General features: G+C 62.4%; 27 protein-coding genes. 12 read left to right on the forward strand and 15 right to left on the reverse strand.

From position 1 onward, the window contains the following. Nucleotides 1-49 precede the first annotated feature (49 nt). Nucleotides 50-325 (forward strand): ribbon-helix-helix domain-containing protein, encoded by a 276-nt coding sequence (locus KMZ68_RS18360; protein WP_215612597.1) that lies wholly within the window; start codon nt 50-52, stop codon nt 323-325. After that, entirely contained in the window at nt 315-635 is a 321-nt protein-coding gene (locus KMZ68_RS18365; protein ID WP_215612598.1) for a type II toxin-antitoxin system RelE/ParE family toxin, read from the forward strand. The genes KMZ68_RS18360 and KMZ68_RS18365 overlap by 11 nt, the downstream gene beginning before the upstream one ends. 55 nt (nt 636-690) lie before the next feature. On the opposite strand, the gene dksA is transcribed toward KMZ68_RS18365, so the two are convergent. Further along, the gene (gene dksA, locus KMZ68_RS18370) at nt 691-1,056 is read right to left on the reverse strand and encodes an RNA polymerase-binding protein DksA (RefSeq protein WP_100382788.1); all 366 of its coding nucleotides are present in this window, start codon (nt 1,054-1,056) and stop codon (nt 691-693) included. A 220-nt stretch (nt 1,057-1,276) separates the two neighbouring features. Further along, nucleotides 1,277-1,687: a flagellar assembly protein FliX gene (locus tag KMZ68_RS18375; RefSeq protein WP_215612599.1), complete on the reverse strand. Its 411-nt coding sequence runs from the start codon at nt 1,685-1,687 to the stop codon at nt 1,277-1,279. A gap of 260 nt (nt 1,688-1,947) precedes the next feature. On the opposite strand from KMZ68_RS18375, the gene KMZ68_RS18380 reads away from it, so the two are divergent. The 4 genes from KMZ68_RS18380 to KMZ68_RS18395 all read left to right on the forward strand — a co-directional run bounded on the left by KMZ68_RS18380 (nt 1,948) and on the right by KMZ68_RS18395 (nt 4,475). Beyond that, the gene (locus KMZ68_RS18380) at nt 1,948-3,072 is read left to right on the forward strand and encodes a flagellar basal body P-ring protein FlgI (protein WP_215612600.1); all 1,125 of its coding nucleotides are present in this window, start codon (nt 1,948-1,950) and stop codon (nt 3,070-3,072) included. Between the two features lie 53 nt (nt 3,073-3,125). Continuing rightward, a complete protein-coding gene (gene flgJ / locus KMZ68_RS18385; RefSeq protein ID WP_371741479.1) occupies nt 3,126-3,434 on the forward strand; it encodes a flagellar assembly peptidoglycan hydrolase FlgJ in 309 nt (102 codons plus the stop codon). Between the two features lie 17 nt (nt 3,435-3,451). Then, entirely contained in the window at nt 3,452-3,943 is a 492-nt protein-coding gene (locus KMZ68_RS18390; protein WP_215612602.1) for a hypothetical protein, read from the forward strand. Nucleotides 3,944-4,109: 166 nt separating this feature from the next. After that, nucleotides 4,110-4,475, forward strand: a complete 366-nt coding sequence (locus tag KMZ68_RS18395; RefSeq protein WP_215612603.1) for a hypothetical protein — start codon at nt 4,110-4,112, stop codon at nt 4,473-4,475. Nucleotides 4,476-4,595: 120 nt separating this feature from the next. Here the strand turns inward: KMZ68_RS18395 and flaF (KMZ68_RS18400) are convergent, their stop codons facing one another. The 11 genes from flaF (KMZ68_RS18400) to KMZ68_RS18450 form a co-directional block, all read right to left on the reverse strand. Then, a complete protein-coding gene (gene flaF, locus KMZ68_RS18400) occupies nt 4,596-4,961 on the reverse strand; it encodes a flagellar biosynthesis regulator FlaF (RefSeq protein ID WP_215612604.1) in 366 nt (121 codons plus the stop codon). Between the two features lie 234 nt (nt 4,962-5,195). Then, nucleotides 5,196-5,561, reverse strand: a complete 366-nt coding sequence (locus KMZ68_RS18405) for a hypothetical protein (protein WP_215612605.1) — start codon at nt 5,559-5,561, stop codon at nt 5,196-5,198. A gap of 33 nt (nt 5,562-5,594) precedes the next feature. Then, nucleotides 5,595-5,963 carry a flagellar biosynthesis regulator FlaF gene (gene flaF, locus KMZ68_RS18410; RefSeq protein WP_215612606.1) on the reverse strand — a complete coding sequence of 123 codons (369 nt, stop codon included), beginning with the start codon at nt 5,961-5,963 and terminating at the stop codon, nt 5,595-5,597. A 3-nt stretch (nt 5,964-5,966) separates the two neighbouring features. Next, nucleotides 5,967-6,344 carry a flagellar biosynthesis repressor FlbT gene (gene flbT, locus KMZ68_RS18415; RefSeq protein ID WP_215616393.1) on the reverse strand — a complete coding sequence of 126 codons (378 nt, stop codon included), beginning with the start codon at nt 6,342-6,344 and terminating at the stop codon, nt 5,967-5,969. Nucleotides 6,345-6,573: 229 nt separating this feature from the next. Next, nucleotides 6,574-7,833: a flagellin N-terminal helical domain-containing protein gene (locus KMZ68_RS18420; RefSeq protein ID WP_215612607.1), complete on the reverse strand. Its 1,260-nt coding sequence runs from the start codon at nt 7,831-7,833 to the stop codon at nt 6,574-6,576. Between the two features lie 231 nt (nt 7,834-8,064). Continuing rightward, nucleotides 8,065-9,315, reverse strand: coding sequence for a flagellin N-terminal helical domain-containing protein (locus KMZ68_RS18425; RefSeq protein ID WP_215612608.1), 1,251 nt, complete (start codon nt 9,313-9,315; stop codon nt 8,065-8,067). Nucleotides 9,316-9,748: 433 nt separating this feature from the next. Next, on the reverse strand, nt 9,749-11,236 hold the full coding sequence (locus KMZ68_RS18430) for a flagellar biosynthesis protein FlgL (protein WP_215612609.1): 1,488 nt from the start codon (nt 11,234-11,236) through the stop codon (nt 9,749-9,751). A gap of 24 nt (nt 11,237-11,260) precedes the next feature. Continuing rightward, nucleotides 11,261-13,117 carry a flagellar hook-associated protein FlgK gene (gene flgK, locus KMZ68_RS18435; protein ID WP_215612610.1) on the reverse strand — a complete coding sequence of 619 codons (1,857 nt, stop codon included), beginning with the start codon at nt 13,115-13,117 and terminating at the stop codon, nt 11,261-11,263. Between the two features lie 53 nt (nt 13,118-13,170). After that, on the reverse strand, nt 13,171-14,976 hold the full coding sequence (locus KMZ68_RS18440; protein WP_215612611.1) for a flagellar hook-basal body complex protein: 1,806 nt from the start codon (nt 14,974-14,976) through the stop codon (nt 13,171-13,173). A gap of 195 nt (nt 14,977-15,171) precedes the next feature. After that, nucleotides 15,172-15,672, reverse strand: coding sequence for a peptide-methionine (R)-S-oxide reductase MsrB (gene msrB / locus KMZ68_RS18445; RefSeq protein ID WP_215612612.1), 501 nt, complete (start codon nt 15,670-15,672; stop codon nt 15,172-15,174). A 133-nt stretch (nt 15,673-15,805) separates the two neighbouring features. Then, complete coding sequence (locus KMZ68_RS18450; RefSeq protein ID WP_215612613.1) at nt 15,806-17,254, reverse strand: NAD(P)/FAD-dependent oxidoreductase; 1,449 nt, start codon at nt 17,252-17,254, stop codon at nt 15,806-15,808. Between the two features lie 97 nt (nt 17,255-17,351). Here KMZ68_RS18450 and KMZ68_RS18455 point away from each other — a divergent pair, with 97 nt between their 5' ends. Then, nucleotides 17,352-17,894, forward strand: coding sequence for a SixA phosphatase family protein (locus KMZ68_RS18455; RefSeq protein WP_215612614.1), 543 nt, complete (start codon nt 17,352-17,354; stop codon nt 17,892-17,894). Between the two features lie 52 nt (nt 17,895-17,946). Beyond that, nucleotides 17,947-18,372: a universal stress protein gene (locus KMZ68_RS18460; RefSeq protein ID WP_215612615.1), complete on the forward strand. Its 426-nt coding sequence runs from the start codon at nt 17,947-17,949 to the stop codon at nt 18,370-18,372. A 43-nt stretch (nt 18,373-18,415) separates the two neighbouring features. Here the strand turns inward: KMZ68_RS18460 and KMZ68_RS18465 are convergent, their stop codons facing one another. After that, nucleotides 18,416-18,652 carry a DUF1127 domain-containing protein gene (locus tag KMZ68_RS18465; RefSeq protein WP_215612616.1) on the reverse strand — a complete coding sequence of 79 codons (237 nt, stop codon included), beginning with the start codon at nt 18,650-18,652 and terminating at the stop codon, nt 18,416-18,418. A gap of 186 nt (nt 18,653-18,838) precedes the next feature. Between KMZ68_RS18465 and KMZ68_RS18470 the strand changes: the two genes are divergently transcribed. Further along, entirely contained in the window at nt 18,839-20,188 is a 1,350-nt protein-coding gene (locus KMZ68_RS18470; RefSeq protein ID WP_215612617.1) for an aminotransferase-like domain-containing protein, read from the forward strand. A gap of 301 nt (nt 20,189-20,489) precedes the next feature. On the opposite strand, the gene KMZ68_RS18475 is transcribed toward KMZ68_RS18470, so the two are convergent. Beyond that, a complete protein-coding gene (locus KMZ68_RS18475; RefSeq protein WP_215612618.1) occupies nt 20,490-21,107 on the reverse strand; it encodes a hypothetical protein in 618 nt (205 codons plus the stop codon). Between the two features lie 71 nt (nt 21,108-21,178). Between KMZ68_RS18475 and KMZ68_RS18480 the strand changes: the two genes are divergently transcribed. The 3 genes from KMZ68_RS18480 (at nt 21,179) to KMZ68_RS18490 (ending at nt 24,998) form a co-directional block, all read left to right on the forward strand. Beyond that, a complete protein-coding gene (locus tag KMZ68_RS18480) occupies nt 21,179-21,613 on the forward strand; it encodes a hypothetical protein (RefSeq protein ID WP_215612619.1) in 435 nt (144 codons plus the stop codon). Nucleotides 21,614-22,510: 897 nt separating this feature from the next. Further along, nucleotides 22,511-24,769 (forward strand): site-specific DNA-methyltransferase, encoded by a 2,259-nt coding sequence (locus tag KMZ68_RS18485; protein ID WP_215612620.1) that lies wholly within the window; start codon nt 22,511-22,513, stop codon nt 24,767-24,769. Nucleotides 24,770-24,779: 10 nt separating this feature from the next. Beyond that, complete coding sequence (locus tag KMZ68_RS18490) at nt 24,780-24,998, forward strand: hypothetical protein (RefSeq protein WP_215612621.1); 219 nt, start codon at nt 24,780-24,782, stop codon at nt 24,996-24,998.

Below are 24,998 nucleotides of genomic sequence, written 5' to 3' on the forward strand. Positions count from 1 at the left end.
CATCGTCATACTCATATGCTAAACTCGTTGGTGAACAGGGAACCAGACTATGCGTACAAGCAAGCCTATCACAGTTACACTCGGACCGATGCAGGCGAGCCTCGAAAAGCGGCTCAAGTCAGGTAGCTATGACAACGCCAGTGAAATACTGCGTTCGGCACTGCGGGCGCTCGACCGGGAAGAAGCGGCTATCGAAGACCACCTCCGTACCAAGGTGGCTGCTTCGCTTGCCGATCCTCGGAAGAGCGTTCCTGCAGCTGACGTGTTCAAACGTCTGCGGGCGGTTCATGGAAGGACGATGAAGACGAGCAAGCGTGGCACTTAAGGTCTTCTTTCGGCCACAAGCCGAAGCGGACCTGCTCGCGCTTTATCGCTACATCGCCGAAGCATCCGGTTTGGCCAATGCAGGCGGCTACATCGACCGCATCGAGGTTGCTTGCACGTCGCTGGGAACGTTTCCAAATCGGGGCACCAGGCGCGACGATCTCACGCCGGGGCTACGCACGGTTGCCTTCGAACGGCGCGTGACCATCGCCTATCGGGTGCTGAAAACGCGGGTAGAAATCGTGACGATTGCCTATGCCGGACGCGACTACGAGACCGACCTTCGCGCCGATCGGGAAACGAAGCGATAACCGCCAAACGGGTCCGCAAACGAGACAACAAAATGGCCGCACGCGGCGGCCACAATTACTCGTCGCGATAGACCTTCTCGCGTTTCTCGTGGCGCTCCTGGGCTTCCACCGAGAGCGTCGCGATCGGGCGCGCTTCCAGCCGCTTCAGCGAGATCGGCTCGCCGGTCTCCTCGCAATAGCCGTAGGTGTTGTCCTCGATGCGCTGCAGCGCTGCGTCGATCTTGGAGATCAGCTTGCGCTGGCGGTCGCGGGCGCGCAGTTCGATCGCGCGGTCGGTTTCCGACGAGGCGCGGTCGGCGAGATCGGGGTGATTGACGTTCTCTTCCTGCAGCGTCTGCAGCGTGATGCGGGATTCGCGCAGGATTTCGTCCTTCCACGCCAGAAGCTTGGCGCGAAAATAATCGCGCTGGCGGTCGTTCATGAAAGGCTCTTTTTCGGAGGGTCGATAATTCTTCAACTTTTCCAAGGCCAGCCCATCTTCACGTGCAAGGCGGGCGGAAATGGTCCGTCCGCGCGCGCCTTATATAGCGACGTGTTGTGACAGACAATATCGCCCGAAGCGGGAAAGCCTGCGGGCGCAAGGGTTTCCCGGGGTTTCGCGCAGGAACCTGTGAAAAAGCGCCGCCCCGGCCTGGGCGGGGTCAGAACTGCCCGGCTTTGGCCAGTTCGACTTCGACCCGCAGCTCGATCTCGGACAGGACCGCGTCGAGGCCGGGATCGCCGGAGGAGGTTTTGAGGTTGGCGGCGGCGTCGCGCAGCCGGCTCACCGTGGAAGCGTCGAAATTGCCGGACAACAGCCCCAGTTTGAGGTCGTCCAGCACGTCAAGCGCGCCTCTACCGCGCTGCACCGAACGTTTGCGACGCTCGACCGGGTCCTCGACGCCCTGCAGCGCCAGCAGCGCATCGATGTTCCCGGCTGCCTTCGGCGGCGCAGCGGAACGGGTCTCCGCGGTCGGATTGGTGTCGGGCAACGCAAAACCGGTCGAGGAGGTGCGCTTGGTATTGCCGGTCTGAGACCCGATTGTGGTGCCGTTCGGTCCGTAGATGCGCATCGTGCTGTCTCGCGGGTGTAGGCGGCAGCTTCGCCCCCTTGTGGTTAACGAAGCGTAAATCACCCGGCAGAATCTGCCGGGATGCGGCAGTTTCGCCGTTGCGGCGGCGCAGAGGCGCGTCGAACGCGTAACGATTATTATTATATATCAATATCTTACGAGATAAGCAGGGCGTGGCACGGAGCTCGCATAGTTAATGCCGGATCGCCGTCATGGGAGTGGCCAGGCGGTCCAGCCGAAGACCTCGTGGGGAGCAGAGGATGCCAAGCGTCCGTTCGAACACCGTGTTTGGAGTGGCCTGCGCCGCGCTGCTGGCGCTGGCGCTATCGGCCATGCCCGCGGGCGCGACCTCGCGGATCAAGGATCTCGCCAACATCGAGGGCGTGCGCCAGAATCAGCTGATCGGCTACGGCCTCGTCGTCGGCCTCAACGGCACCGGCGATACCCTCAACAACATCCCCTTCACCAAGCAGTCGCTGCAGGCGATGCTCGAGCGCATGGGCGTCAATATCCGCGGCGCCACCATCCGAACCGGCAACGTCGCCGCCGTGATGGTGACCGGCAACCTGCCCGCCTTCGGCACCCAGGGCACGCGGATGGACGTCACGGTCTCCGCGCTCGGCGACGCCAAGAACCTGCAGGGCGGCACCCTGCTGGTCACCCCCCTGCTCGGCGCCGACGGCAACGTCTATGCGGTGGCGCAGGGCTCGCTCGCGATCTCCGGGTTCCAGGCCGAGGGCGAGGCCGCCAAGATCGTCCGCGGCGTGCCGACCGTCGGCCGCATCGCCAACGGCGCCATCATCGAGCGCGAGATCGAATTCGCGCTCAACCGCCTGCCCAATGTGCGGCTGGCGCTGCGCAATGCCGATTTCACCACCGCCAAGCGCATCGCCGCGGCGGTCAACGACTTTCTCGGCGTCAAGACCGCCGAGCCGATCGATCCCTCCACCGTGCAGCTGGCGATCCCTTCGGAATTCAAGGGCAATGTCGTCGCCTTCCTGACCGAGATCGAGCAGTTGCAGGTCGATCCTGATCTCGCCGCCAAGATCGTGATCGACGAACGTTCCGGCATCATCGTGATGGGCCGCGACGTCCGCGTCGCCACCGTCGCGGTCGCGCAGGGCAATCTCACCGTGACGATTTCCGAAAGCCCGCAGGTCAGCCAGCCCAATCCGTTCTCGCGCGGACGAACCGTGGTGACGCCGCGAACCAGCGTCGGCGTCTCCGAGGACGGCAAGAAATTCGCGGTCGTCAAGGACGGCGTATCGCTGCAGCAGCTGGTCGACGGCCTCAACGGCCTCGGCATCGGCCCGCGCGATCTGATCGGCATCCTGCAGGCGATCAAGGCCGCCGGCGCGATCCAGGCCGACATCGAGGTGATGTGATGCCGGCCAGCCTGATCAACCCGGCCACCGGCGCGACGCCCGCCAAGGCAGCGATGCCGATGCGCTACGGCCGTCCGGATTACCAGCTCGCCGAGGCGCTGACGAAGGTCTCGCCGCAGGCGCAGGCCAAGGCCAAGGCTTCGTCGCAGGACTTCGAGGCGGTGTTCCTGAATTCGATGTTCGCGCAAATGACCAGCGGCATCAAGGGTGAAGGCCCGTTCGGCAGCACGACCGGCACCGGCGTTTGGCGCTCGATGCTGACGGAACAATATTCGAAGAGTTTCGCCAAGGCCGGCGGCATCGGTATTTCCACCGACGTCTATCGCACGCTGATCCTGCAGCAAGCCAAGCGCGCCGGCTGATCGAAAGGGATACCGACATGAATGCGCAACCTCAATGGCAGCAGGCGCCCGCGCCGATTCCGGTGGCATCGTCCCCCGCCGAGGCCCGCAAGCTTGCCGAGAGCCTGATGGACGCCATGAACGCGCTGCTCGCCGTCATCGAGCGCGAAACCGAGCTGGTTCGCGCCGGCAAGGTGCGCGAAGCGATCGCGCTCGAAGCGCAGAAGGCCGAGCTGTCCCGCTGCTATCTCGGCGCGGTCGCGCATCTGAAGGCCAGCCAGCATTATCTCACGCAAAAGGCACCCGAGCTTCTGACCACGCTGCATCGTCATCACGATACATTTCGCGCCATGCTGCAGGTCAACCTCACGGTGCTGGCGACGGCGCACGCGGTGTCCGAAGGCATCGTGCGCGGCGTCAATACCGAGATTCAGCGCCGCAACATTCCCAGCACCTACACGGCTTCCGGACAGCGCGCGACTCCGGGACCGCGCAACATCACGCCGCTGACGGTCAGCCGCTCACTCTGAGCAAGCCGCAGCTCGCGGCGCCAAATACCGACAATTTTCATCAAACTGACGCGCCGATTTCAGCGCCGCATTCATCGCATTCTCTAACTCAGTGTTGAGAGGTACCGGGCATAGTTGCGCCCAGAGAGGGGTTGGGATTTGACTCGAGGGAAGCCAGGAGGCTGCCATGAGTATGGATTTCAACATCAGACCGGTGGGGGCGCCGGTTGCCACACCGGTGGCGCCGCCCGTCAGCGAAGCGGCTGACCAGGCGGTCGCGACCGAACTGCCGCAGGCGCAAAGCGTCACGGTGGTGGACGCGAGCCTGCGTGCGCGGATCGATTCCGACGTCGCCAACTCTTCGATGTCGCATCAGGTGGTGATCGATCGCGCCGCGGCGTCGATCGTCTATCAAGTGGTCGACGAAAAAACGAGCCTGGTGGTGAGGCAATTTCCCGACGAGGCGATCCTGCGCCGCCGCGCCTATTTCCGCACCCTCGACCTGACGAGGGGGGCGCCGACGCGGCTACTCGCCACCGACCGCAAGGCTTGATCCAAGGGGGCACGTTCAAGATCGCGATCTCGAACGATTCGACGTTGGCGAACTAACCGGTCCAGTTGCCTTGATAAAGCAGGATCGACCATCCCGCTCCTTACCAAAGCCCTCCAGCCATCAGACCTTGCCTGACAGACCCGCGGCGAGGTTGCAATTGATGTCAATCAGCGACTTCAGTTTTGCCGGATCCGGATTCAGCTGCATGTCGACCGTCTGCTTCATCACGAACACGCCGATATTGGCGATGTTCTGACGAATTTCCAGCGGCTGCGGGTTGTCGTTTGTCTCGACCGCGCTCATGAAGATCGACCACAGCCGGCGATTGAAGAGCAGCGCGTCGTGCATGTTCTTGTCGGGACCGGTCCAGTTGGCCTGGACGTCCAGAAGCTGTCTCGCAGCCTTCAGGAGCGCCTGCGCCTCGATTTCACGGGGAGATGCCGTCGCATGTGACGTACGCGCGTAGGCTTGGGCGGCATTGGACATTCACGACCTCAATGGAGCGGTTCGCAGGACCGCTGGGGAACTTCAAAACTGCCCAACTTTCATACAATCCGTGCCTTTAAATATGGTTAGCAACGGTTACCAAATGTGACGGAATCCGGGCATTGGCGGCCTTGCTCGCTACGTGGAGCCAAAAAAAAGCGGCGGAGTTTTCCCCGCCGCATTCGATCGCTGGTGGTCGTGATGTTGATCGCGCCGAAGCAAAGTTCGCAACAATCAGGTTCTATCGACCGGCGCCGAGTTAAGGGTCGACTGCCCGGTGGCGGGATTGGTGACCACGGTCTTGATCGTGCCGTGGCCGGCCTTCGACAGCAAGAATTTAGAGTCGCCCACCCTGAAGGCGTTGTCCTTGATCAGGACGTCCTGGTATTTGATCGGACCGTTGCCGCTCTGATATCTCACCTTCGCGCGAAATCCCTCCACGTTGGACACCGTGAAGGAAAACTTCTCGCCCGTCGAATAGGTCCCCTTCCAGGTTCCTTCCCACAGCGTGGCATCGACGGGCACGTAGGTCGTGTGCGACGGGGGCGTCGGGGGTTTGGCCGTGTAGCCAGCCGCGAGAACGCTGAAGATGTCACCCATAGCTCAACCTTCCGGCTTGATGCCCGCTGCGACTCACATGCGGCCGCTGAGGCCGGCCGCGAGATTGCGGTTGATCTCGATCAGCGGCTCGATGTGCTCGACCTGCGGGCTGATCTGCAGCGCCATGGTCTGGGTCAGAACGAAGATACCGATGTTGGCGATGTTCTGTCGCACCTCCACCGGCTGCTGGTTTTCGTCGCGCAAGACGTCGCCGAGAAAGATCGCCCACAGCTTGCGATTGAACATCAGCGCTTCGGAGGTCTGCTCGATCGTCGCATTTTCATTGGTGACGATAGCCTGCAACTTGTTCGCCGCCTTCAGCAGGGCCTGGGCTTCGATATCACGGGGGGAGGCGGTGGTGGTCGCAACACGTGAGTAGGCCTTGGCGGCAGCACTAGACATTCGTCACCTCAGCAACTCCTCTTCCAGCTTGATAAGCTTGCGGATTTCCTTTAGCGAATTGTAAAGCGAGCCGCTTAAAATTAGCTTACTTGAGGCCTCGATCTGCGGCCTGAAGCTCGGCACCGCCTCCAGCAAATCTTTGACGAAGCCCATATAAAGCTCCTGGTACTTCGGGATGTCCTTCTCCAGATACATCATCTGTACGCAGAGATAGAGCCGCTTCACCGGGGAATTGGCCGTCTCCGCCGTCAAGATATCCTTCTCGCGCAGGATCGGCGCTTCGCCCTCGATAAAAAAGTGGGTTCGCGTCTCCGAATTGGTGATGACGCTTTCGCCGATAATGATCCGCTCGAACGGCCTCAATTCAATCTTCAGCGCCATCGCCTCATCCCTTGCAAACCGCAGCGTCGCAGAGCGCGTGTCCGGAAACGATTTCACGAATCATCAGGAACAATACCCGAACATTCGAATGCAAAACTGCATCAAAAAAAAGGCTTTTGCTTCATCAACGGAGCAAGTTATGGGTGTTGCCGGCCGGCTCCGTCGCGGCTTCAATGAAAAACGGCGGGACCCTGCCCCGCCGTTTTGATGGCTCGAACGTTGCTCCGGTCTACTGCAGGAGCTTGAGCACGCTCTGCTGCGACTGGTTGGCGAGCGCGAGCGCGGAGACCGCGATCGACTGCCGGGTCGACAGCGCCTGGCTGTTGGCCGCCTCCTCGTTGGAGTCGGCCAAGGTCAGGTTGGACGAACCGGTCTGCAGCACATTGATGATGTTCTTCGCGAAATCCTGACGAATCTGCACGATCGAGAGGTTGGCGCCGAACGCCGAGGCCTGTGAGCGCAGCGTGGCGCTGGCGGCGTTGAGCGCCGTCAGCACCTTGCCGGTCAACACGTTGTCGATGAAATCGGTGCCGGCGGTGAGCGTTGCGAGTCCGAGGCCGTTCGGGTCGAAGTTGACCCCCGCAATCGTCAACGTCGACTTGCCGGTTTCGTTGAAGATCAGCTTCAGCGAGTTGCCGTCCAGCAGGTTGATGCCGTTGAACGATGCATCCTGCGCCGTGGTCGTCAGGTTCTGGATGACCTGATTGTACTGCGCGACGAGCGTGGCGCGCGCATTCTGGGACACCGCATCGGGAACCGCTGCAACGACTGCACCGCCGGCGCCGCCACCGAGCGCGTTCGCGCTGATGTTGATCGCGTCGAGCGCCGCCGGCGCGGTTGGAGCCGCAGTGCCGGTGATCGTCTGACCCGCACCATCGTTGGTGGACGTGAAGGTCAGATCGTCCGGGCCGGTGATCGAACCCGACAGGTTGACGCCCGCCACTGCCAGCGCCGTGTTGAGCTGGTCGAGAGTTTTGACGGTCGCCGTCTTGGTCGTGGGATCGAAGGCCGCGGCAGCCGTGCCGACAGTGATCGTCACAGCGGTGCCCGCGGAATTGGTGAAGGTGAAAACACCACCGTTGAGCTTGCTGCTCGCGAGGTTGGCGGCAGTCGCCGGACCTGCGGGGGCGGCCCCGACGCCCGTGCCGGTGAATTGAATGCTGGACTTGGTGCTGTAGCCCGTCGGCTGCTGCAGCGCCTGGTTGGCAATCGACTTGGCGGTGTCGACCAGCTTCTGCAGCGAGGTGATGCCGGTGTTGGCGGCCTGCAGCACCTGCACGCCGTTGCCGATGCTGTCGAGCAGATTGCTGATGTCGCCGGCGCGGGCATCGAGACCGGCGGCGGTGAAGTAGTTGGTCGGGTTGTCGAGCGCGCTGTTGACCTTCTTGCCAGTGGCGAGGCGGGTCTGCGTGGTCGAGAGCAGATCGGCGGTGTTCTGCAGGGACAGCAGGTTCTGGCGGACTGCCGCCGTCAGGACGATATCGGACATATTCAACGCCTTCCTCAAGTGTGCATCGCCGGCGACTTCTCCCGCGCCAACGGACTACGTGACTTCACCCAGAGACGTTATGAACGAAAGCTTTTAAAAGGTGGTTAACGGTACCTTATTGGGCATGGTTAATGCCCCGCTCGCGCCGGTTTTCGGCGCCAGGACCTCAGACACAAAAAAACGGCGGGGCCGAAGCCCCGCCGCCGTGATGGATCGAATAGTTCGCTGAAATCAGCGCAGGAGTTGCAGAACGCTCTGGTTCGACTGGTTGGCGAGCGCGAGCGCGGAGACCGCGATCGACTGGCGGGTCGACAGCGCCTGGCTGTTGGCCGCTTCCTCGTTGGCATCGGCCAAGGTCAGGTTGGACGACCCGGTCTGCAGCACGTTGATCAGGTTCTTCGAGAAGTCCTGACGGATCTGCACGATCGAGAGGTTGGCACCGAAGGCCGAGGCCTGCGAGCGCAGCGTGGTGCTGGCGGTGTTCAGCGCGGTCAGCACCTTGTTGGTGGCGACGTTGTCGATGAAGTCAGTGCCCACGGTGGCCGCGCCCAGGCCGAGACCGTTCGGATTGAAGGTCACGCCTGCGATCGTCGACGTCGACTTGCCGGTTTCGTTGAACACCAGCTTCAGCGTGTCGCCGTTCAGCAGGTTGACGCCGTTGAAGGACGCGTCCTGCGCCGTCGTCGTGATCTGCTGGATGATCTGGTTGTACTGAGCAACGAGACCCGCACGGGTGTTCTGCGAGTTGACGTCGGCGACCGCCGCGGTAACCGCCGCAGTGGTGCCAACCGTGCCGGAAATATCCACCGAGCTCGACGAACCAGCGGGCGGCGCAGCGAAGGCGCCGGTCTTGGTGATGGTCTGCGAAGCCGCATCGTTGGAAGACGTGAAGGTAATCGCACCCGTAGTGTCAACGCTTGCGGTCAGTTGAACGCCAGCCGTCGAAAGCGCCGTGTTGATCGCGTCGATCGAGTTGACATTGCCGGCACCGGCCACATTGCTGATGGTCAGTGTAGTCGTCGCGGTCGCTGAGGTCTTGAAGATCAGCGTCTTACCTTGCAGCGAGTTCGTGCCGGCGTTGGTCAGATCGGTGGCGGTACCTGGGGTGGCGAGCGCACCGGCGCCGGACGGCGCGTCAGTTTTGAGGCTGGCTTTGGTGCTGTAGCCGCCCGGCTGCTGCAGCGCCTGGTTGGCGATCGACTTCGCGGTATCGACCAGCTTTGACAGCGAGGTGATGCCGGTGTTGGCGGCCTGCAGCACCTGGACGCCGTTGCCGATGCTGTCGAGCAGGTTGCCGATGTCGCTGGCGCGGGCGTCGAGGCCGGCGGCGGTGAAGAAGTTGGTCGGGTTGTCGAGCGCGCTGTTGACCTTCTTGCCGGTGGCGAGGCGGGTCTGCGTGGTCGAGAGCAAGTTCGCGGTGTCCTGCAGCGAGAGCAGGTTCTGGCGAACCGAAGACGAGAGCGTAATGTTGGAGAGAGACATGGACACAACCTTTCTGGTGTTACGCAACAGCGCGGCCTTCTTGGCCGCACCCGGGCACCCTGAAACCAAATGATCAATGAAAAATGAATCGGACCCGGCAGATATACGGTGCTACCGCGCCGGTTCCAAAATCATGGTGAAGAAAAGGTGAAGATGGTGGGGAGTATCCGAAGCCATCGGCGGGCGAGCCGGCGTTCAGGTCTTAAGCAAATCCGAACATTGCGCGTGGGGCGCCGTTCCTGAGGCGCCCTTCGCTCGCACTTCGGCGCAGGCTGGAAACGTGTCGTGCTTTTCAATCCCCGGGAAAGCGCAGACGATCCTGTTGTTCGTCGTTGCCGGGCGTGAAGGCCGAAAACGCTGGAAGCGCGGGTCTGCGCGCCACCCCAAATGGCCCGCCCGATGCGCCGAGCAAACCTAGGCCGGACAGCACACCCTAGAGGTATCTCAGCAGCGTGGTTTGGAACAGCATCGCAGTCGTCTGGTACGACGCGTTGAGGCTGTTCTGCACGGCGAGCAGTTTCGCCGTGACCTCCGCGTCGGTGACGCCTTCGATCGATTGCAGCATCGTCTCCGCGGTGTTCCGGGTCTGGGTCTGGCGATCTGCTGCCGACTTCATCGCGGTTTGCGCACCGGCAAAATCCGCCGCTATGTCCTGGACGCTCTGCTGGCCGGTCTGCACCAGAAGTTTTGTCGCGACCCGCTGATAAAGCGCGCCGATCTGGGCGCTGGCGTTCGGGTCGCCGGTCGTGGTGGTCATGGCGGCCATGGCCGCGATGGTCTGCAATTGCGCCGTCAGCGCCGGCTCGTTCGCGCGGGCGCCATATTGCACGGTGATGGCGTCGTCGACGCGTGCCACTGCGGTGCCGCGCGCGGAGTCGGTGCCGGTTTCACCACTATACCAGGAGAGCGTATTCGCAGCCGTGCCGGGCACCTGCGCCGTCGCGGTGGCGAACGGCGGACCGCTGACGCGCGGCACCGGGCTGCCGCTGAAAAATTCGCTGGACGCCTTCATCGCGGACGCCGCGACCAGGGCGCCGTTGGCGAGGCCGTCGACGGCGGTGGTCAACGCAGTGTTGAGGTTGGCGGCGGTCGCGGTCGAGTTGGCGCCGATCAGGAACTGGCCGGCCTGCGGCGGCGTCGTCGTGGTCGCGGTCAACTGCACGTTTTCGGTGGTGCCGTCCGGTAGATTGAACGCCAGCGTGATGGTGTCGCCAGCGTTCAGGTTGGTCGCGCCGAGATCGAGCGACTCGGTGGCCGGCGAGCCGGCCGGCCCGGTGATCGTGACGCTTGCGGCCGACGAGGTGATCGCGACGAGCTTCAGGCCAAACGGACCGGCGTCCTCGGTCAATGAAATCGACGTCGCCGTCGGCGTCGCCTGTGTCAGCCGACCGGTGCCGGAGCCGACGTCGGCCTGCTTGCGCTCCGCGATCAGCTGCTTGAGGCCCGCCTGCGCGCCGACGCCGTTGAGAATGTCGTCGGTCGCCGCCGCGGCCGGCGTGTCGGTGGCGCGCCCGGAAAACAGATAGCGATCGCCCGACCGGCTGTTCAGCAGGCTCAGCATCTCGTCGAGCGAACTGCGTGCCGTACCTTGGGCAATGGTCTGGCCATTGCTGGTGATCTGGGTCGAGGACGTCGTCGCCGCGCCCTGCACCGTGGTTCCGATCCCGACAATCCGCGTCAGTGCTGCGTTGGCGACGTCGATGCGCGTTCTGACGTTGGTCATCGTGTCCGCGAAAGCGTCGATGTTGCTGATCTGCGCACGCAACCCGATGGCGAAGCCGCGGTTGGCGCCCATGCCGGCATAGGTGTTCGATTTCTTGCCAGTGGCCAGCTGAGTCTGCAGATCGTCGAACCGGCTTTGCAGATTCAGGATTCGCGATGCCAGAATTGATGTCTTGATGCCTACGCCGCTGACCGTCATGATGTCCTACTCCAAAACATAACGTTAGATCTGCAGCAACGCGTCGAACATCTGCTTGACGGTCGACATCACCCGCGCGTTCGCCGCATATGCATTCTGCAGCGACAGCAAGTGCGCCATTTCTTCGTCGATGTTGACGCCGGACTGGGTGTTGAACTTCTCTTGCAGCGTGCTCAGCACCACGTCCTGACCGTCGGCGATCTGCTTGGCGGTGTCCGCCGCCTGGCCCTGGGCGCTGGCGATCTGCTGCGAGAAATTCGACAGCGTCGCCTGGAACGGCGTCGCCGAGGTGCCAAAACCGGTCGACGCCGGATACAGCGACTTGCCGGTGGTGAGCTGCTGGTAGAGGAAATCCGGTCGCATGGTGTCGCCGGACGGCGTCGTCGCGTTGTACTGCACCAGCTTCGACGGATCACCGACGATCTGGCTGTTCACCCGGATGCGCGCCGCGAGCCCCACCGACTGCTGGCCCGCCGCGGTGATGGCGCCGGTATAAAGGCTGTTGCCGTCGGTGAACAACGGCACCTCGCCGCTGCCACCCAGCAGCGATGATGTGGTCGACGTCACGGAGGCGGCGTTCACGGTCGCCGTCCCGGTGCCGTCGTCGAGCACCCGCAGCGTCGAGCCGACGTTGGAGAATTGCAGGCCGGCCGAGCCGAGCGCCGCATTGAGCTGGCTCGTCACCGAAGCCATGCCGGCGGAGAAATCGATACCGATCACCTGATCGTTGGGATCGGTAGTGACGCTGTTGGACAAGGGCAGCACCGACGGATCGTCGACCCGCAGCAGCGACAGCTGATGCTGGACGTTGCTGGCATCCGTATAGGTGAGATGGATTACATTGCCGTTCTGCAGGCCGGACAGATCGAGATCGAAGCCGTTCGACGGCCCCGAGCTCACCGCAGTACCCGCCGTGGTCTTGTCGGACAACAGGCTCGACATGTTGGCGGCAAACTGGTCAAGCTGGGTTTGCGCCTGCACCAGCGTGTTGTCGCGCAGCTCGAGATAGCCGGCGATGGTGCCGGAGCGGATCGAATTGGTCTGAATCAGGTTGAGCGAACCGCCGTTCGGGAAATTGAGCGTGAGGGTGCCGAGCGTGCTCTTGGTCGGGTCGGCGTCCCACTGGGTGTTCGGTGTCACCGTGCCTTGCGGATTGAACGACAGCGTCGAGGCCTGGGCACCGACCAGTTGCACGCCGGAATTGGTGAAGATCTGGATCTGATTGTTGCCGTTGTCGATGACGCGGATGTCCATCAGTTGCGACAACTGATTGACATACTGGTCGCGCTGGTCCTTCAGGGCCGCGGCCGCGGCATCGGTGGTGTTACCACTCTGAAGCTGGGCGTTGAGATCGGCGATCTGCTGCATCGCGGTGTTGGCGGTGCTGACCGCCGAATTGAGCCCGGATTCCGCCTGGCTGCGCAGCGACTGGATGCCGCCCGACATGCTGTTGAGCTGCTGCGTCAGTGATTGCGCTGCATTGAGCACGCCGATCCGCGCCGACTGGCTGTCGGAGCTGGTCGAAAGCGCTTGCACCGCGGTGACCAGCTTGTTGAACGCGGTTTCCAGCGTTCCGGTGTTGCCGGGGGCGCCGTAGATCGACTGCAGGCTGCTCAGGATCGAGGAGCGCAGGTCGGCGTACGACGCGCCGGACTGCTCGGTGCGTATCTGCTGCTGCAGATACAGGTCGAGTTCGCGATTGACGCCGGTGACGCTGACGCCGGCACCGATCGCCCCGGAGACCGTCTGCACCTGGTTGACGGTCTTGCGAATGTAGCCAGGCGTGTCGGAATTGGCGACGTTCGACGAGGTCAGCGACAGCCCAAGCTGGTTGGCGCGCAGCCCCGACATGGCAATCGAAAGGGCTTGACTGAGACTCATGACAAGCTTCCCGTTTCAATTCCCTGTCGGATCAGACCGTCCATGTACGCGACCTATCGCATCACGTTCAGCAGATCCTGAACCATCGAGTTGGCTGTGGTGATCACCTTCGTGTTGGCCGAATAGGCCTGCTGGGTGACGATCAGCTTGGTGAACTCGTCAGCGATGTCGGTGTTGGAGCTTTCCAGCGACGAGCCGACGATCGTCCCGCCGCTGCCGTACAGCGCCGAGCCGGACTGGTCCGTCGCCTCGAACGCGCCGCCGTCGATGCGTTTGAGGAAGTTGGTGCCGTTGAAGGTCGCGACCGAGATCTGCGCCAGATCGATGTTGCGGCCGTTGGAGTAGTTGCCGACCACGCGGCCGTTCTCGCCGATCGACACGGTCTGCAGTGACCCCGCCGGAAAGCCATCCTGCTGGATCTGGTTGACTTTCACGTTGCCGTTGGAGTCGGCGAACTGGGTGACACCGCCGGCGCCGAAGTTGATCGCGATGTTGCCGAGCGGCACGCCGCCGATGGTCGGCGCGGTCAGAGTGATGCCGGCGATCGCCGGGTTCATCTGGCCGTTCGGCGAGAAAGTGAAGTCGGTGTTGACGTTCTGCCAGGCGAGATTGGCGCCGGTGGCGTTGGAATTGACCTGGTAGAACAGATTCCAGGTATCCGTGTGGCCGGCGCCGAGCGACGAAGTGTCGACCTTGGCCCAGCGCAGTTGCAGGCTGACCGGCGAACCGGAGATGTCGTAGGCCGTCACCGCTCCGCCGCTGACGGATTCGTTGATGAAGGCCTGGAGATCGCTGCCGAGCACCTGTCCGGTGCCAGCCGTGCCGCCGCCGCTGCGCAACACGTTCACGGGGCTGTTCAGGCCGAGTGCCCCGAACGCCGTGGTGTTGGAGCTGGTGACGCTCAGATCGGACGTAATGCCGGTGTGCAGGGTAATGGCGCCGCTGGCGTTGATCGACGACGCAGTTGCCGTGCCGGTGATCGAATCGATCTTGGCCAGCAGCGTTCCGATGTTGTCGGTGACGTTCAGCTGGTTGCCGACCGCGCCCGCCGCCACGAAGGTGATGACGATGCTGTTGACCGTGATGGTGTCACCGGCGACGAAATTCGTTGTCAGCGAATCCGTGCCGATCGCACCGGACAACAACGTCGCGGCGGTGTTCGCCGCCGGGATCGCCGCCTTGTTATTCCTGGCGGCGCCCGTAGTCGTCGCATCGACGTAAGGCGCTGCGGGCGTGCCGAGCGAGCGCGGATTGCCGGACGCGAAATCCGCCGGCCGCAGCAATTCCGAGCCCGGAACGGAATTGTCGTGCCTGGTGGTCAGCGGATAGCTCGCCAGGTTGGCGCGATAATTCACCACCGATGTCGGCACTGCCGGCAGGAAGTCGTTGGCGAACTTCAAGACCTGCGGCACGCTGCCGGTCATGTTGCCGGTCGCCGGATCGATCCCGACGCCTTCGACATAATAGCCCGCGCCATTGACCAGGTAGCCGTTCTTGTCCAGCGCGAAGTCGCCGCGGCGGGTGTAGTTGTCGACGCCCGAGAATACCGGCTGGTTGTCGGTGAAGCTGCCGGGCTTCTGCACCACGAAGAAGCCGTTGCCGTTGATCGCCATGTAGGTGGACACCGACGCGCTCTGCACGTCGCCCTGCACCGTGTTGGTCTCGCGCGATCCGGTAGTGACGCTGCCGGCGAGCTGATTGTTGACGCCGGTGTCCGGAATCAGATCGAGGAAGCTGGTGTCGATCCGCTTGAAAGCGGTGGTCTGCGAGTTGGCGATGTTGCCGGAGATGTTTTCCAGCGCATAGGACTGCGCGCGCAGGCCCGAGACGGAGGTCGTAAGAGCGCCGAAAATACCCATGACACTTTCTCCAAATTCAATCCGGGCGGCCCGCCGATCCCTTGAACCATGGCCGCAATCGAAGGAAAGTGTCGCAAGCGCTATGCCAGATTAAAAATCGATATGAATCAGCTGCTTAAATAAAAAGCCCCGGTCCAGAGACCGGGGCACAATTGCCGGGGCGGGCAACAATTGCCGGGCGCACGGCCCTCGGGATCAGGTCGCCGAGGCTGCGGCCGGATGAAACACCAGGCCGAAGCCGTCGATGCAGTAGCGCAGGCCGGTCGGCTTCGGGCCGTCGTCGAAAACGTGGCCGAGATGGCCGCCGCAACGGCGGCAGTGCACTTCGGTCCGCAACATCCCGTAGGCCCGGTCTTCGGTCTTGCCGAGGGCGTTCTCCAGCGGCTGATAGAAGCTTGGCCAGCCGGTGCCGCTCTCGAACTTGGTTTCCGAGGAAAACAGCGGAAGGTCGCAGCCGGCGCAGGCGAATATGCCCTTGCGGTGCTCTTTGAGGAGCGGGCTAGATCCCGGGCGCTCGGTGCCATGCTTGCGCAGGATTTCGTACTGCTGCGGCGTCAGCTGCGCGCGCCATTCGGCATCGGTCTTCTCGATCTCGAACTTTTCGGCGGCCTGTGCGGGCGAGGCTCGCAGCCAGCGGAAGGCGGCGAGGCCGAGCAAACTGGCGACGGATGCGAGCAGGATACGGCGGTCGATCATGATGGTCTCCGTGCGAAGCGAAATGGCGGTTCGCTGCTAAATACGGCGCGCGCCCGCGGAAGTTACACGGATATCGAACGAAATTTCTCACTTTGTTGCGAGGATCCCACCCTCTCCGGCTTGCGCGGGAATTCTAGGGCGGAGATCCCTCGGCGTCGGCGGCATTCGCTGCAGGCGGCGGCTGCGGACGCGGTCGGCCCGGCGGCGGGCGGGGACGAGGCGGCCGGGTCCCGGCCTGCCGGTTGGCCTCGGCCAGACGCGCCTCGCGCAGCTGCTCCTTGAGCCGCGCCCTCTCCCGGTAACGGGCCAGCGCACCGGCGGCGGCGGCACTTCCCCGCCCCCACAGCCCGATGGCATATCCGGCGGCGCGGCCGGTGGCGCCGCCCGCCCAGACCAGTTCGAACGGCGAGAACAGCCGCCAGCGCTCGTCGCCCCACAGGATGCTTCGCGCCACCAGCAGTCCGGCCATCGCCGTCGTGTTCAAGCCCTGGCGGCCGAAGCCGCTGGCGACCCACAGCCCCTTACGCAACTGGCCGATCTGCGGCATGCCATGCACGGTCTCCCCGACCACGCCGCCCCAGACCTCTGACATCCCGACCTTTCCGAGTTGCGGGAAGATGGTCTGGATCCGGCGCTGGATCGCCGGCGCAAAGCGCTCCGGCCGCGCCGCCCAGGTGGTTTCGGGACTGGCCCACATCAGCCGGTCGCCCTCGACGATCCGGAAATGGTCGATGCCGTCGCTGTCGCTCACCGATCCCCGGAACGTCACGGCATCGGCCAGGCGCCCGCCGAGCGGCTCGGTCACCGCGGCGTAGCGCCAGACCGGCAGCAGTGTCTCCGACAGCCGCCGCAGCGGCGCACCGAGATGGACGTTGCCGGCGAGCACGATATGCGATGCGCGCAGCCGCGCCGATGGCGTCACGATCCGCTTGCGGATGCCCGAAGGATCGATGCTGACCACCGGGGTGTCCTCGAAGATCCGCGCCCCTGCCCGTCGCGCCATCTCGGCAAGACCGTGGAGATATTTGCGGCCGTCGAGCTGGAACGCCCTCGGATAATACACACCGTGGAAATAATGATCGGTCTTGAGCTCGGCGCGCACGCGGTCGACCTGCCAGCCCTCGACTTCGGTATCGAAGTCCCCGCCGAGCATCTGCAGCCGGCTGATCAACGCGTCGCCGGCCTCGACATTGGAGACCTCCAGCGCCCCCTCGCTCAGCGCGATGCCCGGAATCTGCTCCTCGGTGGCATTGGCCCGGACATATTCGGCGCCTTCCTTCGACAGCGACCACAGTTCGCGGGCATCATCGAGGCCGATACGCGCGATCAGCTCGCCGATCGGAAGACTGTAACCCGGCATGACCGTGCCGAGTTGGTGGCCGGACGCGTTCCAGCCGATATGCCGGCCCTCGAGCACGGCGACGCTGGCGCCGAGCCGGGCGGCCTCCAGCGCCACCGTGAGGCCGGCAAGCCCCGCCCCGACCACGCAGATATCGACATCCAGATCGAACGAAAGCCGCGAGCGCGCCGGCATCCCGGCGGCATCGGCTCCGTTGGTCGCGCTTGTGAAAGTCTCGCTCATGTCGTTTTCTTACGGACCGATCCGGCGCTTGTCACCTTGTCCCGGGCATGAGCTTGTACATTAATCCGCGATGCCTGAAACGAATCGAGATAGCGCCATGCGCCGTTTGATGCTGCTGCGTCACGCCAAGACCGAACACGACGCGCCCTCGGGCCGCGACCAGGACCGCCGGCTGGACAACCGCGGCCGGAACGATGCCGCCGAAATCGGCGGCTGGATCGGCCGGCATCCGCCGTTCCCCGATTTCGTGCTGGTATCGACGGCGGTTCGGGCCAACCAGACCTGGGACATCGCCTGGGAGGCGATGAAGGCTCTGGCGCCACAGCCCGAGGTCGAGCTCTCGCCGGAGCTCTATGGCGCCGAACCGTCGCAACTGCTGGAAGCCGTTCACGCCGCGGCAACAACCGATCCGAAAGTCCTGCTGATGGTCGGACACAATCCCGGAATGCATGAACTGGCGCTGATGCTTGCCGGCAGCGGCGACGCCGCGGGGCGCAAGGCGCTCTCGGACAATCTGCCGACATCCGGCCTTGCGATATTCGACTTCGAGGTCGACGACTGGGGCGACGTGGCCTTCCGCCGCGGACGGCTGGCGAAATTCGTCAGCCCGAAGCTGCTGAAGCAAACTTCGGGCGACTGAGCCGGACACAAGGCGTTTTTATGCTAGGCTGATCGCGGAAATGGAGGGGCAGATGTTCAAGTCCATTCTCGTGCCGATCGATCTCGCCGATACCGATCTGGCGAAACCCGCGATCGCGACGGCGGCGACGCTGTCGCAGACCTGGAGCGGCGCGGTCCGCCTTCTCAACGTCTTGCCGATGACGCCGGTGATGCTGGCGGAATATGTGCCCGCCGATTTCGATACCCAGCAGCGCGAAGCCTCCGAGGAGGCGCTCACCATCGTGGCGCGGGAATCCGGCATCGAGCCGTCGCGCATCTCGACCGTGGTGCGTCAGGGCGGCATTTATCACGAGATCCTCGAGGAAGCCGCGGCGATGAAGGCCGACCTGATCGTGATGACGTCGCACCGGCCGGCGATGCGGACCTATTTCCTCGGCTCCAACGCCGGGCATGTGGTGCGCTACGCCAAATGCTCGGTGCTGGTGGTGCGGCACTGAGCGCCTACACAAAATCGCGAAAACGACCCCATGCAAAGTAGAATTATCGCATCCGTCCCATATCCGGATTGAACGCGCCGCCGACCGCAGACTCGATCTGGCTGCGGTGCAGCCCGATGTCGCGCAGCGCGCGGTCATCCAGTTCCCGGAGCGCCTTGATCGCGGCCCGGCGCACCCAAAAAGCGGCCAAAGCGTGCGCCCAAATCCCGATCCAGCGGACGAATCCGCCCGACGTGCCTGACATCGCGGGTTGGATGGTGCTCGGGGAAAACATGGTCATCTTTCTTCTCCAATGCTTCCGCGCGGCAAGGCGCGGCCGTTCGCGCGAGACGCTGGTCGCAGCGGCTGCACGCGTTTCGTGACCTCGGATTGCTTTCGCTTTCCTCGGTACAATCGTGGACTTGATGAGCTCCAAATGCTCCTGTAAGTGTATCGGTGCAAGTGAAACATTGCTCTCGGTGCAATAATGTCGAAGTTCGAATATCTGAAGCTTGCCGACGCCGTTGCCGCCGAGATCGAAAACGGCGCGCTCAAGCCCGGCGACCGGCTGCCGCCGCAACGCAGCTTTGCCTATGAGCGCCGGATCGCCGTCTCGACGGCGAGCCGGGTCTACACCGAACTGTTGCGCCGCGGCCTCGTGGTCGGCGAAGTCGGACGCGGCACGTTCATTTCCGGAGAAGCGCGCCGCGGCATCGCCGCCCCGACCGAGCCGCGCGGCGCGCGCATCGACCTGGAGTTCAACTATCCGCTGCTGCCGAAGCAATCCGCGCTGATCGCAAGGAGCCTCGAGGGACTGAACCGGCCCGAGGCGCTCGATGGCGCATTGCGGCAGGCGACCAGCATCGGAACCCAGGCGGTACGGAATGTCGCCGCCGATTATCTCACCCGTCAAAACCGGGACTGGTCGCCCAGGCCGGAGCAGATGGTGTTCACCGCCAACGGCCGGCAATGCATCGCCGCCGCACTTGCCGCTGTGGTGCCGGCCGGAGGCCGCTGCGGCGTCGAGACCCTCACCTACCCGTTCATCAAGGGCATCGCCGCCCGGCTCGGCGTGACACTGGTGCCGCTGGCGATGGATGAAGACGGCGTTCGTCCGGATGCGGTGCAGAAGGCGCACCGCGAGGCGCATCTGTCCGGGCTGTACATTCAACCCGTCATTCAGAACCCGCTGGGCATCACCATGCCGCCTGAGCGCCGCGCCGATCTCCTGCGCGTCGTCGAGAAGCTCGATCTCACCGTCATCGAAGACATGGTCTACGGGTTTCTCGACGACGCGCCGCCATTGGCCGCACTGGCGCCGGATCGTTGCGTGGTGCTCGACAGCCTTTCCAAGAAAGTGGCGCCCGGGCTGTCGCTCGGCTTCGTCGTTCCGCCGCCTCGCCTGCGCGAAAGCGTCATGGCGTCAGTCCGCTCCGGCGGCTGGACCGCGTCGGGATTTGCCTTCGCGGCCACGCAACAGCTGATGGGCGACGGCACGGCGGCCGAGCTTGCCAGGTTGAAGCGGATCGATGCGCAGGAACGTCAGAAGATTGCGGTCGCCTGCCTCTCCGGTTTCGAGATCCAGACCAGCAGCAAATCGTACCATCTCTGGCTGACCTTGCCCTCGCACTGGCGGTCGCAGACCTTCGTCGCGGCCGCGGCCCGGCGCGATATCGCGCTCACGCCATCGACGACGTTTGCGGTCAGCCCCGGCCATGCACCGAACGCCGTGCGGCTGGCATTGGCGGCGCCTCCGATCGAACAACTCGATACGGCGCTGCGCACGCTTGCGGGAATTCTGCGTTCGAAGGAAGAGGATTTCGACTCCACCGAATAGCGCTGGCACCCGGAATCATAAATCGGTACAGCAGCCCATCCTTCGAGACGCCGCGCAAGGGCGCGGCTCTTCAGAGTCTGACCGAAAAAGCAGCCAATATTTTCAGGCTCTCACTTTCCGTCATGGCCGGGCTTCGTCCCGGCCATCCACGTCTTACTTGCTTGGACGCAGCTAAGACGTGGATGCCCGGCACAAGGCCGGGCATGACGAGCTTTGCTTGAGAGGCCTATTTCACTGGCTGCTTTTTCGGTCAGACTCTCAGGATGAGGTTCAACTTGCATCGCGAAGTCTGGGCTGCCGGCTACTTGCCTATCGGCAGCAATGCCTGCGGCAAATGGTCGAACGTATAGCTCTGCGGCCGGTTGCGCTGGATGAAGCCGCCGATCTGCCAGCCGAACAGCGCGGCAAATCCGACCAGGAACAAGGCGCCGCCGTATTCGCCGGTAGCGATCGCGCGCGCGAGCAGCCCGGTGATGGCGACCGCGACCAGCGCCACCAGCGCGACACCTGCGGCGTAGAGGCCGGGCTTGATGCCGCCGATCAGCGCGGCCTTGCTGCCGGCCTGTTTCATTCGTTCATGCAGCTGGGCGATGAAGGCGCTGTATTCCCGATCCTGCGGCGCCATCAATGTCACCGTCTGCCAGCTGGTCGACAGGATGGCGACGCGCTGACGGTCCTTGCGTTCGATGTCGGCGCGGAACCGGCGCGGCTGCATCGACATCGGCCGATAGGTGAGACGCACCGCTGTGATATCGGCATAGGGCCAGACGCCGGACCTGCTGCCGACCTTCCACTTAAGCCCCTCATCCGTCAGTTCGAATTGATGGGCACTGCCGATCAGCGACGCCTTGTAGGCGTAACGGGTGACGGGAGCTTCGTCCTGCGACGTCGTTAGATGGTCCTGGCGCGGTTCTGGCAATTCGATAAATCCCGGTCGTAGCTGGTTACGTCGGCTTGCGCGCACCGCAGGCTTTATCTTACAAGCGAGCCATGGCCGAGACGACCTATTTTCCGCGCCGCCTGATCCTCGCCGGCGCGATGATTTCCGGCGTGTTGCTGGCGCTCGCCGTGCACATGCTGGGCGCACGCTACGGCCTCGACCTCGGCGGCCTGTGGCGCTCCGACATCAGGGAATTCATGCCCGCGGGAGCCGCCATCGCCTGGTGGCTGATTGCGACCGTCGGCTTCTCCGGCGGCTATTTCACCGCGACGCTGATGGACAGCGCCGTATCGGGGCAAATCCCGCAGCGGATGCGGCAGTTCCTGATCGCCGTCGGCGTGCTGGTGCTGGCAGGCGCGGGCCAGGCGGCCTCCGCGCCCAGCCCGATCCCGTCGATCTCAGGCGTGCTCGCAGGCCTGGCCGCGCTGTGCCTCGGCGCGGCGATGGCGTTCTGCGGCGCGTATTTCGCGTTGCGCAAGGCTTGAGGCGCCATCTCCTGCGCGGGGGTGAGAATGAGCGCAGTTCACACTCACCTGTCGTCGCCCGGCGCTCGCTCCACCACAAGTCGTCGTCCCTGCGAACGCAGGGACCCATACGCCGTGCCGTCGATGTTGTGGATGGTGCGAAAGGACTTGTTGAACCAGCGTGTCGTCACAATAACCGCCCGGGGTTATGGGTCCCTGCGTTCGCACTATTGCATGCACACATCTCAAAAGCCGAATCTAGAACAGGGACTTAGATGCCCCCTGTTTTGGACCGATCTCGGGCTGGGTTGCGCGGGGATCATTGAAAAGACTCGCACTTTTCTCGGATGCGGCGAGCCAACCAAAAGATGTGTGCATGCAATAGTGCGTTCGCAGGGACGACGAAAGGGGATTCGAATTTCAAACAACGCGTGTCCGCAGACACGGCTTCGCGATCTCGCGGCGCGATTCGCCCGAGGTTTGCTATCGAAATTCCTCGGCCCTCCATTCAGAGGGCGCAGGGAAGACCGGGTGCGCGCTGCACCCGCGGTCTCGTGTGCAAATGCACATAAAGAACACGCACACGAGCATACAGGTTCAGCGGGAGCATCCCGGCCTTCCCTGCACAATGGTTTTACGGCTTACTCCGCGCTCCCCGGCGATCCGGATTTGATTGTCACCGTCGCCGGCAGTTGCCCGCCGACTTGACGCCAACCCTGAGGCAGTCAGGACCACACGGCTTCGCCGTCCGCTAGCTGCACGCCCGTCTCGCGCGCCGCCGCGTCCACCGCATCCCCGGCCCCCATTCATTCCTGGCGATTGTCCCCACAGGCCTATCGGTTGTACCGGATTTTGGTTGCGCCGCTTCGTTGCATTTGCCCGCTGAATCGGGCTTGATTGCGTGGGGAGTAACCTGACGTGCAACTTTCGGACAAAGAAAAACAAGAACTCAAGGATCTGATCGACCGCGGCGAATCTTTGCCGGCCAAGTACCGGCACCTGCTGTTCGCAGAGCCTCACGAGGCAGAGCTGATCTGGCCCGGAAAGACGCACGAGGTCACCAACGTCGTGCTTCCGTTCCAGTCGATCGAACAGATCGACGAGCCTCGTTCAGGCACCGCTGCTGCGCAATCCGACCTGTTTCAAATGGACCGTGCGACCGGCCGACAAAGCGGCGGGTGGACCAACAAGCTTATTTGGGGAGACAACAAGCTTGTTCTTTCATCGCTCAAGAATGGCCCATTGCGACGCGAGATTGAGAAGGCAGGTGGTCTAAAGCTCGTCTATATCGATCCGCCGTTCGATGTTGGCGCTGATTTTTCCTTTGATCTTGAAATTGGCGAGTCGGATCGTTTGCATAAAGAGCCGAGTATCATTGAAGAGCTAGCATACCGCGATACTTGGGGGCGCGGCGCCGACTCTTATTTGACAATGATCTATGAGCGCTTATCCATCATTGCGAACCTGATGGCTCCTGATGCAAGCATCTACGTCCACATTGGCCCGAACATCGGTCCATTGGTCCGCATAGTGTTAGACGAGCTTTTTGGCACTCATAGCCCATCGGCTGAGATCGCTTGGAAACGTGTCACGGCGCACGGCGATAGTAAGCGATGGGGCATTATTCACGACTACATTATTTGGAAAACCAAATCTGACGACTTTATTTGGAATCCCCAGTTCGAGCCATACTCACCAGAATACGTAAAGGACAAGTACAGCAACGTTACTTCGGATGGACGGCGATACATGCTTGATAACATGACCAGTCCCAATCCACGTCCGAACATGATGTATGAATGGCGCGGTCATAAGCCGCCTCGCTTGGGATGGAGATATGAGCTCCAGACGATGGAGCGACTCTTTGCGGAAGGTCGTATTGAACTGGCGAAGAAAGAAGGAGGACGACCTCGCTTGCGGCGTTTCTTGGATGAGATGCCCGGCATTCCAATCGGAAGTATTTGGGCAGATATTCATCCTGTAAACTCGCAAGCTTCAGAAGACACAGGCTACGACACCCAAAAGCCAAAAGCTCTGCTAGAGCGCGTCCTGAAAGCTTCCTCGAATCCTGGTGACCTTGTTGCTGACTTCTTTTGTGGCTCTGGCACCACTCTAGCTGTTGCCGAGGAACACGGGCGCAAATGGATCGGTTGTGACCTTGGTCGCTTTGCCATTCATACGGCCCGCAAGCGGTTGATAGGTGTGCAGCGTGAGCTGAAAGCTGTAGGCAAGCCCTATCGGTCGTTCGAAATTCTCAATCTCGGCAAGTACGAGCGACAATATTTTGTAGGCATCGATCCCACGTTACCGGACGCCGAGCGCATTGCACTTTCCACACAGAAGGAGGAACACTACGTTTCTCTTATTCTGTTCGCATATAAGGCCGAACGCGTGTTCCAGTCGCCACCGTTCCACGGGCGCAAGGGCAGCAGTTTTATCATTGTGGGTCCGCTCGACGCGCCGGTAACGCGTTTCCAGATCGAAGAAGCAGTGGAAGCCTGTCGTAAATTGAAGTCTTCGCGCCTCGACGTCCTTGGTTTCGAATTTGAAATGGGGCTTAGCCCGAAATGCGTAGATGAAGCGAAGGCCAAAGGCGTCAGCTTGGCATTGCGTTATATTCCCAAGGAGGTTTTTGACAAACGCGCAGTCGATAAGAACCAGGTGGCGTTTTACGACGTGGCCTACGTCGAGGTACAGCCGGTCGTGAAAGGGCGCAAAGTAACGGTGAAGCTTAAGGATTTCGGGGTTTCATACCGCCAAGACGACATCGACGTGTTAGCGGGTGAGATGAAGGCCGGCACCAAGGTCACGATCGCAGATGGTCAAGTAGTTAAGATTACCAAAGACAAGGCCGGCATTATCAAACGCGATACCCTTACAAAGAAGTGGGAAGACTGGATCGATTATTGGGCGGTCGATTTCGACTATCATTCCCGGCCGGAGACGATCATCGTCACAATGCCGGATGCCACTGGCCGAATGGTCGACCGGCCTCAACGCACCGGTGGGTTCATCTTCGAGAATGAATGGCAGAGCTTTCGGACGCGGCGCGATCGCAAGCTCGAGCTTGAAAGCGCCTCATATGAATACCCAGCAAAGGGAAAGTACAAGATTGCAGTCAAAGTAATCGATATCTTCGGCAATGACACCACGAAGGTCGTAGAGGTTAGCATCTAGGGAGAGAGCAATGGCGGCGGTTACATTCCAGACATCAGCTCACGAGCTTCGCAAGGAACAGAGGCCGATTACGTTTTGGGCCGACAATAACAACGGCCGGATTGGCAGGCTTGTTGTCAGCAAGGGCGGGCTACGCTGGTATTCCGGAAAATCACTCAAGAGACACCGCTTTCTGACTTGGTCACAATTGGAGAAGAAGCTTCCTCAAATAGCCAAGCTAACATCGTGA

Origin of the sequence: Bradyrhizobium sediminis (assembly GCF_018736105.1) — a bacterium.
Lineage (GTDB): Bacteria > Pseudomonadota > Alphaproteobacteria > Rhizobiales > Xanthobacteraceae > Bradyrhizobium.